Genomic DNA, 1590 nt, shown 5'->3' with positions numbered 1-1590 from the left:
CGACAAGGTCGACATCGGTTCGGCGTCGCCCAGCGGGCCGCCGTAGAAGTCCTTGCTGCCGTGTCCGGTGAAACGCACCGGCCGGCCTTCGGCGAAACGCGCCGCCATCGCCTCCAGCGTGGCCATCAGTTGCGTCGCGGGGACGAAGCCGGCGGTCGGATCGGAACCCGCCGCCGCGACATCTGCTGCTTGCACCGCCATCAGAATCGCTCCAGTTCTGGAAATGAGAGTGCGCCGCGCTTCACGTGCATGCGGCCGTATTCGGCGCAGCGCTGCAGCGTCGGGATCACCTTGCCGGGGTTCAGCAGCCCCTTCGGATCGAAGGCCCGCTTCAGGGCCAGCATGCGTTCAAGCTCCTGCGGCGAGAACTGCACGCACATGCTGTTGAGTTTCTCGACGCCCACGCCGTGTTCCCCGGTCACCGTGCCACCCATCGCGACGCTGGTCTCGAGGATGTCCGCGCCGAAGCGCTCGCAGCGGTGCAACTGATCGGGATCGTTCGCGTCGAACAGGATCAGCGGATGCAGGTTGCCGTCGCCGGCGTGGAAGACGTTGGCGCAGCGCAGGTCGTACTTGCGTTCCATCTCCTGGATCGCCAGCAGGATGTCGGCCAGCCGCTTGCGCGGGATCGTCGAGTCCATGCACATGTAGTCCGGGCTGATGCGCCCGGAGGCCGGGAACGCATTCTTGCGCCCGCTCCAGAAGCGCAGGCGCTGCGCCTCGTTCTCGCTGACCTCGAGCCGCGTCGCGCCGCTCGCGCGCAGCACCTCGCTCATGCGGCCGATCTCTTCCTCGACCTCCTCCGGCGTGCCGTCGCTCTCGCACAGCAGGATGGCCTCGGCGTCCAGGTCGTAGCCGGCGTGGACAAAGTCCTCGACCGCCGCGGTCATCGGCTTGTCCATCATCTCCAGACCGGCGGGGATGATGCCGGCCGCGATGATCGCCGCGACCGCGTCGCCGGCGCGCCGCAGGTCGTCGAAGCTGGCCATGATGCAGCGCGCCAGCTGCGGCTTGGGCGTCAGCTTGACGACCACCTCCGTCACCACCGCCAGCATCCCTTCGCTGCCGATCACGACGCTGAGCAGGTCCAGCCCGGCGGCGTCCAGCGCCTCGGAGCCGAACTCGACCGGCTCGCCCTCGACGGTGAAGCCGCGCACCTTGAGCACGTTGTGCAGCGTCAGGCCGTACTTCAGGCAATGCACGCCGCCGGAGTTCTCCGCGACGTTGCCGCCGATCGTGCAGGCGATCTGGCTGCTCGGGTCCGGCGCGTAATACAAGCCGTGCGCGGCCGCCGCCTCGGAGATCGCCAGGTTGCGCACGCCGCATTGCACGCGCGCGGTCCGCGCCAGCGGATCGATCGCGACGATGCGGTTGAACTTCGCCAGCGCCAGCGTCAGGCCCTCGGCATGCGGCATCGCGCCGCCGGACAGCCCGGTGCCGGCGCCGCGCGCCACCACCGGCACGTTCAGGCGATGGCACTCGCGCAGCACCGCGGCGACCTGGGCTTCGGTCTCCGGCAGCGCGACCACCAGCGGTTGCTCGCGGTAGGCGGTCAGGCCGTCGCATTCGTAGGGGACGGTGTCTTCGCGG

The 1590-nt window shown here is 69.3% G+C and carries 2 protein-coding genes; both read right to left on the bottom strand.

What is annotated here, in order from left to right:
• On the bottom strand, nucleotides 1-201 hold a 201-nt coding region (locus tag VF536_RS12400), incomplete at its 3' end, for a hypothetical protein (protein WP_331615156.1).
• Nucleotides 201-1590: FAD-linked oxidase C-terminal domain-containing protein (locus tag VF536_RS12395; RefSeq protein ID WP_331615155.1), on the bottom strand; the 1390-nt coding region annotated here is incomplete at its 5' end. The genes VF536_RS12400 and VF536_RS12395, both read right to left, overlap by 1 nt.

Origin of the sequence: Roseateles sp. (genome assembly GCF_036486225.1) — a bacterium.
Taxonomy (GTDB): Bacteria; Pseudomonadota; Gammaproteobacteria; order Burkholderiales; family Burkholderiaceae_C; genus Roseateles.
The sequence above is the reverse complement of the archived record's forward strand: the minus strand, read 5'-3'. Positions and strand labels throughout refer to the sequence as shown.